Source organism: Arsenicicoccus sp. UBA7492, assembly GCF_002479615.1.
Lineage (GTDB): Bacteria > Actinomycetota > Actinomycetes > Actinomycetales > Dermatophilaceae > Arsenicicoccus > Arsenicicoccus bolidensis.
In genome coordinates, this window is sequence record NZ_DLOE01000055.1 from 1 (window position 1) to 8,063 (window position 8,063).

8 protein-coding genes are annotated in these 8,063 nt (G+C 69.3%); 5 read left to right on the forward strand and 3 right to left on the reverse strand.

Features of this window, described 5'->3' with window-relative positions; genetic code table 11:
* Positions 1–196: 196 nt before the first annotated feature.
* The 3 genes from B4E97_RS16500 to B4E97_RS16510 all read left to right on the forward strand — a co-directional run bounded on the left by B4E97_RS16500 (position 197) and on the right by B4E97_RS16510 (position 3,107).
* The gene (locus tag B4E97_RS16500) at positions 197–1,654 is read left to right on the forward strand and encodes a sugar transferase (protein ID WP_286960806.1); all 1,458 of its coding nucleotides are present in this window, start codon (positions 197–199) and stop codon (positions 1,652–1,654) included.
* A gap of 1 nt (position 1,655) precedes the next feature.
* On the forward strand, positions 1,656–2,201 hold the full coding sequence (locus tag B4E97_RS16505; RefSeq protein ID WP_286960807.1) for a hypothetical protein: 546 nt from the start codon (positions 1,656–1,658) through the stop codon (positions 2,199–2,201).
* 81 nt (positions 2,202–2,282) lie between these two features.
* A complete protein-coding gene (locus B4E97_RS16510; protein ID WP_286960808.1) occupies positions 2,283–3,107 on the forward strand; it encodes a hypothetical protein in 825 nt (274 codons plus the stop codon).
* Between the two features lie 4 nt (positions 3,108–3,111).
* Here the strand turns inward: B4E97_RS16510 and B4E97_RS16515 are convergent, their stop codons facing one another.
* Both B4E97_RS16515 and B4E97_RS16520 read right to left on the reverse strand, forming a co-directional pair.
* Positions 3,112–3,975, reverse strand: coding sequence for an Fpg/Nei family DNA glycosylase (locus B4E97_RS16515; protein WP_286960810.1), 864 nt, complete (start codon positions 3,973–3,975; stop codon positions 3,112–3,114).
* A gap of 1 nt (position 3,976) precedes the next feature.
* Complete coding sequence (locus tag B4E97_RS16520; RefSeq protein WP_029212662.1) at positions 3,977–4,975, reverse strand: Ku protein; 999 nt, start codon at positions 4,973–4,975, stop codon at positions 3,977–3,979.
* A 61-nt stretch (positions 4,976–5,036) separates the two neighbouring features.
* On the opposite strand from B4E97_RS16520, the gene B4E97_RS16525 reads away from it, so the two are divergent.
* Together B4E97_RS16525 and ligD are read left to right on the forward strand one after the other, a co-directional pair.
* Positions 5,037–6,014 carry a DNA ligase gene (locus B4E97_RS16525; RefSeq protein ID WP_286960813.1) on the forward strand — a complete coding sequence of 326 codons (978 nt, stop codon included), beginning with the start codon at positions 5,037–5,039 and terminating at the stop codon, positions 6,012–6,014.
* Positions 6,007–6,879: a non-homologous end-joining DNA ligase gene (gene ligD / locus B4E97_RS16530; RefSeq protein WP_286960815.1), complete on the forward strand. Its 873-nt coding sequence runs from the start codon at positions 6,007–6,009 to the stop codon at positions 6,877–6,879. Before B4E97_RS16525 ends, ligD begins: the two co-directional genes overlap by 8 nt.
* Before the next feature lie 114 nt (positions 6,880–6,993).
* On the opposite strand, the gene B4E97_RS16535 is transcribed toward ligD, so the two are convergent.
* Positions 6,994–7,740 (reverse strand): hypothetical protein, encoded by a 747-nt coding sequence (locus tag B4E97_RS16535; RefSeq protein ID WP_286960816.1) that lies wholly within the window; start codon positions 7,738–7,740, stop codon positions 6,994–6,996.
* Between the last annotated feature and the right edge of the window lie 323 nt (positions 7,741–8,063).

The window sequence follows — 8,063 nt, forward strand, 5'->3', positions numbered from 1 at the left end:
CATCGGTGGATCGAGGCTAAAGAGCCACACCCACGTGTCGGTCCAGGGCCGATGGGGTGAGTACCGCTTCGCAGTTGGCCCGATCGATACGCGCCGGTCACCTCGGTGCGAGAGCCTGTGCGGGTGGGCCGGTCGGTCCTCGTGCAGGCGTCTCGGCTCACCGGCGCAGCCGCACCTCATCCTGAAGAAGACGGGCATGACAGACGTGATCGACTCGCGCGGCAAGCATCGCGCCGTGAGCGGCTCTACTCGCCCGCGCCCTCGTCTGCTCACGGACCCCGAACTCCACGCCTACACGCCCACGCTGTGGACCAGGGTGCGCAGCGTCGCGGCGGCGACGGTGATCGCCGACGTGACCGCCTGCCTGCTCGCCTGGCTGCTGACGGGCATCGACGCCCGTCCCGCGCTGCTGATGACGGCGATCGTCGTGGCGCTCTTTGCGGGCAGCAAGCTCTATGACTCGCGGCTCAACCTCTCCGCCCTGGACGACCTGCCCGCCGTCGCCGGCCGCTGGATCATCGCGTGCGCCGCCGTCGCCATCGTGGGGGCCGGGGTGGAGAGCCGCCCGATGGCCAACGTCGTCGAGGAGCTGCACGTCCTGGCCTTCCCCCTCGCCCTGCTCGCCCTCGTGCTGATCGGTCGCGCCCTCGTCTACGCCGCCATCCGCTGGGCCCGCCGGACGGGACGCGTGGGGCACCTAGCCCTGATCCTCGGCGCCGGTGTGGTCGGTCACGAGATCGCCCAGCTGCTGCAGGACCACCCGCAGTACGGCCTGCGCCCCTACTGCTTCCTGGACAGCGACCCCAAGGTCGTCGACTCCATTGATGTCCTCCCGGTCCTCGGCGGGCCCGAGGAGCTCGAGCGCACCCTGACAGACAACCGGATCCACGTCGTGATCGTCGCCTTCTCCTCGATGAAGGAGTCGGAGATGGTGCCGCTGATCCGCACTTGCGACCGCCTGGAGTCCGAGCTCTTCGTCGTCCCCCGCCTCTACGAGCTGCACCACGTCGAGGGAGACATGGACACCGTCTGGGGCGTTCCGCTGGTGCGGCTGCGGCGGTCGGCATACCGCTCGCCCATGTGGCGCGTGAAGCGGCTGGGCGACATCGTGCTGTCCGGCCTGGCGCTGGTCGTCCTGTCCATCCCCATGGCGCTGGTCGCGCTAGGTGTTCGGCTCGACGGCGGGCCGGGGATCATCTTCAGGCAGGAGCGGGTGGGGGTCGACGGTCGTCCCGTCACCGTCATGAAGTTCCGCTCCATGCGCCCCGTCAACGAGGCCGAGTCGCAGACCAACTGGAACATCGCCAAGGACAACCGGTTGAGCGCGTTCGGCAAGTTCATCCGCAAGACCTCCCTCGACGAGCTCCCGCAGCTGATCAACATCTTGCGCGGCGACATGAGCGTCGTCGGCCCACGCCCCGAGCGCCCATACTTCGTGGAGCAGTTCCAGCAGATGTACCCCGCCTACGGTGCCCGCCACCGCGTCCCCTGCGGCCTGACCGGCTGGGCAGCCGTCAACGGGCTGCGCGGCGACACGTCGATCGCCGAGCGCGCGCGTTTCGACAACTACTACATCCAGAACTGGTCACTCTGGCTGGACATCAAGATCATCGTGCGCACGGTGGGGTTAGTCATCACCGGGGCAGGTGGCTGAGGTGGCCAGCCGGATTTTTTCAATCTCATGGAGGCGGTTCTGCGTGCTGGTGGCGTCTGTCTTGTTGGTTGTCGCTGTCGTGCTCGCGACAGCGATTCTTCAGCCACGCGGCGACGATCCGGGAGTTTCCGACGCCGTAGCGGTGCTGGGACGGTCAACCCCAGACCGACTTGCCACAGCCCAGGCGATCATGGCGAAGGGGGGCGCCTCCGCCCTCGTCGTTTCCGCATACCCACCCGATCTCGACGGTCAGGTGCCACCGGTGTGTTTAACGCCGCAGCCCTATCCCGTGTACTGCTTCAACCCGGTTCCGGCGACGACGCAAGGTGAGGCCAGATCACTGCGCCGACTCGCTGCAGAGCACCAATGGCGGTCCATCCAGGTGGTGACATTTCGACCGCAAATGGAACGTGCCCGGCTGCTGATCGGTCGATGCTACTCTGGCGAACTTCGGATGGTGGACTCCGGGCAGGAGTTCAACCGGGTCGGCAATCTAGTCTATCAATCGGGCGCCTTCGCGAAAGCAGTTGCCACACCGGGGTGCTGAGACGCCTCCCATCTCCCGAGCACTATGCACGATACCGGCGTCCTGCCCAGCCTCGGCCTCTTGAGCGGGTAATGTGACCACGTGCTCCTTGCCGTCGTGATGCTCGTCACGGGCGTTCTCTCGTACGGCGTCTCAGGCGCGCGGCTGCACGAGGGGTCTCGGGCACCAGGAAGCCCCCTGCGCTCCCGGAGCTGGTGGATCGGGACCGCACTGCAGGGTGCCGGATTCCTCTTCACACTCTTCGCCCGCAGGTTCCTGCCACTGCTGCTGGTGCAAGCCTGCGTCACATCAGCGCTGGCGGTGACCGCGGTGATTCAGCACGTGCAGGGAGTGCGCCGCCTCAGGCTGTCCGACGCCGGGGCCATCGCAGCGGTCATCGGCGGCATTGTCCTGCTGAGCATGGTGACGGTGGCGGGGCCGGTGCCTCCGATCCAGCCACGGTTCCTTTACGTCATCGTCGGATGCGCCCTCATCTGCGCCGCAGGTCTGGCGCTGCCTGCCGGTCCCGCGGCCCATGGCTTGCTCTCAGGTTTTGGGTTCTCATTCTCAGCAATCTGCGCGAGGCTCCTGATGGGTGACCACACTCACCCACTCTGGCGGTTCTGGGAACTGCCCTTGCTTAACTGGATCTCAGGCGTCCTGATCGTCCTCGGCATGGTGCTGGGTCAAGTTCACCTGACCAAAGGTTTGGCGCGAGGGCATGCAGCCCCCGTCCTGGGATGCAACTACGGCATGGCAACGGTGTTCCCGGCAGGGTTCGGACTCTTCCTGCTGGACGAGCACACGCGCCCGGGATCATGGCTGCAGGTCGTGCTCGGGATGGGTCTCGCGCTAGTGGGAGCGTTCTGGCTGCTGCGCTCAGAGGATGACGCGGGCGCGCTGAACAGCAGCGACGCGCACGTGTGATGCCTCAGCGGCGGCGCTGGCAGCGGCCGCACCAGTAGAGGGTGCGCCCTGCGACCCTGGCCGTGCGGATGCGACTGCCGCAGGTCGGGCAGGGCTCGCCCGCGCGCTTGTAGGTCGCGAACTCCCGCGGGAAGGTCGTGCCCAGCGAGCGGCCGGTGATCACCGGTGGCTCCTCGCCCGCGGCGAGCCGCCGCTCGGCCTCCTCCACCTGCGGCTCGAGGGTGAGGATCTGCCCGTACGCCACGCCCAGCGGCAGCAGGCGCACGAGGTCCGCCCAGATGGTGTCCCAGGAGCTCTGGCGCAGCTCGCGCCCCGGGCGGTGGGGGTCGATGCGGTGGCGCCACAGCACCTCGCAGCGATAGACGTTGCCCACCCCGGCGACGACCGCCTGGTCCATGAGCAGCTCGGCGATCGTCTTGCGGCTCCGGGAGATCCGCGCCCACGCCTCGTCCGGGTCGGCGTCGGCGCGCAGGGGATCGGGGCCGAGCCGGTCGAGGACCGAGTGCGCCTCCTGCGGCGTGATCAGCGCGCACACCATCGGCCCGCGCAGGTCGGCCACGTGCGTGTCCGACGCGAGCCTCAACCTCACCTCTCCCTGCACCGGGACGTCCTCAGGCCGTATGCCGTCCGCCAACGGCGTCACCGCGAAGTTGCCGATGAGGCCGAGGTGCACGTGCAGCCAGCGGTCCCCGTCGACCTCCACCAGCAGGTGCTTGCCGGCGGCCTGCGCACCGATCAGCACCTCGCCGTCCAGCTGCGCGGCCGAGTCGGCGAACCTCCCCTGCGGGCTGCTCCCCCTGACGGGCTTTCCGGCATACGCCCGGTTGAGCCGCCCGGCCAGGGCGTGGATGGTGTGACCCTCCGGCACCTCAGCTGGCCTTCTTGGTGGTCCGCTTGGCCGTGGACTTCTTGGCGGCGGCCTTCTTCGTGGTGGAGCTCGCGGACTTCTTGGCGGGGGCCTTGCGCGCGGTCGCCTTCTTGGCCGCGGGCTGGTCGTCCTCGGCGTCGTCGTCCTCGGTGTCGGCGCCGTCGTCCGACCCCGAGCCCTCCTGCCCCGCACCGGAGTCCGCGGAGGTGTCCTCGCCCCGCGCCGCCTTGGCCCGGTCGACCGAGCGCTGCAGCGCCGCGAGCAGGTCGACCACGTCGCCGCCCTCGTCGTCGTCCTTGGCCTTGGGTGCGGCCTTGACGTCACCACCGGCGAGCTTGCGCTCCACCAGGGCCTGCACGGCCTGCTGGTAGTCGTCCTCGTAGTCGTTGGGCTCGAAGTCGTCGACCATCGACTCGATGAGCAGGTCCGCCATCTTGACCTCCCGCTCGTTGGGCTCCGGGATGTCGTCGAGCACGTCGAAGGACGGCTTGCGCACCTCGTCCGGCCACAGCATCGTCTGCAGCACGATCACGTCGTCCTTGACCCGCAGCACCGCCATGGACAGGCGTGTGCGGACGGCGACGGTGACCACCGCCATACGATCCGTGGAGCGCAGGGCCTCGCGCAGCAGGGCATAGGGCTTGACCGCGCTCTTGTCGGGCTCGAGGTAGTAGGACTTGTCCAGCAGCAGGGGGTCGATCTGGTCGGCGGGCACGAACTTCTCGACCGAGATCTCCTTGGTGCTCTTGGAGTCCAGCGACGCGAGGTCCTCGTCGGTGATCATCACCATCTTGCCGTCGGGCGACTCGTAGCCCTTGGCGATCTCGGCGAACGGCACCTCCTCGCCGTCGGCCGCGGCGACCTTCTTGTACTTGATCCGCGAGCCGTCGCTCTTGCGGACCTGGTGGAACTGCAGGTCGTGGTTCTCGGTCGCGGTGAAGAGCCGCACCGGCACGGTGACGAGGCCGAACGAGACCGCGCCCTTCCAGATTGCTCGCATGACCTGCTCCTTCGTCGCTGGTTAGCCCGCGATGGCACATACCCATCAGTCAGGATGAGGTATGCGTCCGATGCTCGCCACCCCCACCACCCAGGTGCCGCAGGGCGACGGGTGGGTGCACGAGGTCAAGTGGGACGGCATGCGGATCCTCGCCGACCGCTCACCCACGGGCCTGCGGCTGCGCGCCCGGTCCGGCGCCGACGCGACCGTGCGGTTCCCCGAGCTCGCCGGGCTGACCCGTGCCGGGGAGGACCTGCTGCTGGACGGCGAGGTGATCGCGCTGCAGGGCGGGGTGCCGTCGTTCGCCGCGCTGAGCGAGCGCATCCACGTCTCGGACGCGCGGGTGGCGCAGGCCCTGGCGGAGGTGCGACCCGCGACCTTCATGGTGTTCGACCTGCTGCGGTTCGGCGGGCAGGTGCTGATCGACCAGCCCTGGTCCGTGCGGCGCTCGCTGCTCGAGCGGCTCGACCTGGAGTCCTTCGGGGAGGGCGGGACGGCCTGGCGGGTGCCCGACACGTATGACGACGGCCGGCTGCTGCACGACGTGACCCGCCGCCAGGGCCTCGAGGGGGTGGTGTCGAAGCGGCGGGCCTCGGCATACCAGCCTGGCGCCCGCAGCCCCGACTGGCTCAAGCTGCCGCACCGCGCCACCCTGTCCGTCGTGGTCGGCGGATGGCGTCCCGAGACGTCGGGGCGGGACCGCGTCGGCGCGCTGCTCGTCGGGACGCCGGTGGGCGACGGCTCCGGCCTGCTGGAGCTGGACGGGCGCGTGGGCGCGGGGCTCGCCGGTCGTGCGGGGGAGGCGTTGCGGCCGTTGCTCGACGAGCGTGGCTGCGGTGGTGCGCCGTTCGTGGGGGAGGTGCCGCGTGAGGATGCGACCGGTGCGCGCTGGGTCGAGCCGACGCTCGTCGTGGACGTGCAGTCCCTCGGGCGGGCGGGCAACGGCAGGCTGCGGCAGCCGGCCTACCTCGGTGTGCGGACGGACCTGTCACCGGCCGACCTCGTGGCCGATCCCGAGGAGGAGGCCGGCGATGCCTGACCACGTGAGCGTCGAGATCGACGGGCGGACGCTGCGGCTCAGCTCGCTCGACAAGGTGCTGTACCCCGAGACCGGGACCACCAAGGGCGAGGTGCTGCAGTACTACGCGCAGGTCGCGCCGGTCCTGCTCGAGCAGCTGCGCGACCGGGCCGTGACGCGCATCCGGTGGCCGTCGGGGACGGGGGGCGCGTCGTTCTTCGAGAAGAACGTGCCCCACGGCACGCCCCCCTGGGTCCGGACCGTGGTCCTGCCCGCGCCGGGCTCGACCCGCGACCGCGAGACCATCACCTATCCCGTCATCGACTCCGTCGCCGGCCTGACCTGGCTCGCCAACCTCTCCGCGCTCGAGCTGCACGTGCACCAGTGGCGGGTCCGCGCGGACGGCGACCCACTGCCCCCGGACCGGCTCGTCGTCGACCTCGACCCCGGGCTGGGAGCGGGGCTCGCGGAGTGCGCCCAGGTGGCGATGTGGGCGCGAGACATCCTGTGCGACATGGGACTCGACGACCTGTGGCCGGTCACCTCGGGGTCCAAGGGCCTCCAGCTGTATGTCGAGCTCGACGGCACCCACCCCGTCGCCGTGGTGCGCGAGGTCGCCCAGGGACTGGCGGTCGCGCTGGAGGCGGCCCACCCGTCCCTCGTGGTGTCGTCCATGGCCAAGGTCAAGCGCGGGGGCAAGGTGCTCGTCGACTGGAGCCAGAACACCGCCTCCAAGACGACGATCTGCCCCTGGTCGCTGCGCGGGAAGTTCGGTCGCCCGACGGTGGCCGCGCCCCGTGAGTGGTCGGAGCTGGAGGACGCCGTCGCGGGGCGGACGCCCCTGGATCAGCTGAGCCTGGACGAGGCACTGGCCCGCCTCCCCTGACCGCCCCCCGCCGACTGGTCAGTTCCGTACGGGTACCTTCCGTCGACTGGTCAGTTTCGTACGGGTAGGTTCCGTCGACTGGTCAGTTTCGTGCGGGTAGGTTCCGTCGACTGGTCAGTTCCAAGCTCGGGGCCGGCTCACGCGCCGGCCCATGGCCCGGCGAAGGCCCCAGATGACTGGCCCCATGGCATTCCTGTCGTCCTTGGTCGAGACGAAGACCTGGACGCCGGTCGCCTCGATGCGTTCGATGCGTCGCCGGTCTCGCTCAAGCTGCTCCTCCGAGGCGTAGTGCCATTGCCCGTTGTACTCATATCCGACTTTGAACTCTTCCCAATAGAGGTCGAGGAAGGCGACGAAGGCCCCGTCCGCGTCGTAGATGGGTGCGTTGAGAGACGGCTCGGGGAAGCCGGCATCGGCGAGGATCAGTCGTGCTCGCGTCTCCTCCGGGGAGTTTGACCCCTCGCGCACTTCCTCCAGCGCCGCGCGCGCCCGGCGGACTCCTCGCTCCCCCGGCTGGAGGGCGCCACGCAGGAGGGCCTTGGTGCGGCCGGACCGCCACCGGACCACGGAGTCGCCCAAGACGACGAGTTGGAGGGGGCCGAGCTTGTTGGCGAGCTGGGCAAAGACGTGCTCCGGCGCCACCACGGGCACGGTGAGGTTCTGCAGCCGAACGCATGGGGGCGTCCGGGCACGATGATCGGCGACGGTGGGCAGCCGGGTGGGGTGAGCGGCCGACGTGCGCAGGACATGGAGGGGCTCTCGTCGATCGGGGTCCCACGAGGTGGGTCCCCACAGGTCGTTCAGTCGCATCGCGGTCCAGTGACTGAAGCAGACGCCCTCGGGCAGGATGACACTGAGCATCTGGGCATCCTCGAGCACCGTCGTTGGCATATGGGTCGAATAGACGCTCCGATGGGGTCGGGCAAGGGAGCGGAGGTCTCGCTCACTCAGGCCAGCGGCCAGCCCCTGTGATCGAGTGAACGCAGGTAGGCAGGCCAGGCTTGGCGGGAGTGCATGTGGATCCATACTCAGATCTTGTCGTTTGCTCTGATTTGCTCAAGCTCGCAATTGGTTCCTGTGGATAACCGCGGGTCACTATCCACAGGCGCCACCGTGTCGGGAAGTGACCGGTGGGCGGGGGTGGGGTGTCGGGAAGTGACCGGTGGGGGGGGTGGGGTGTGGGG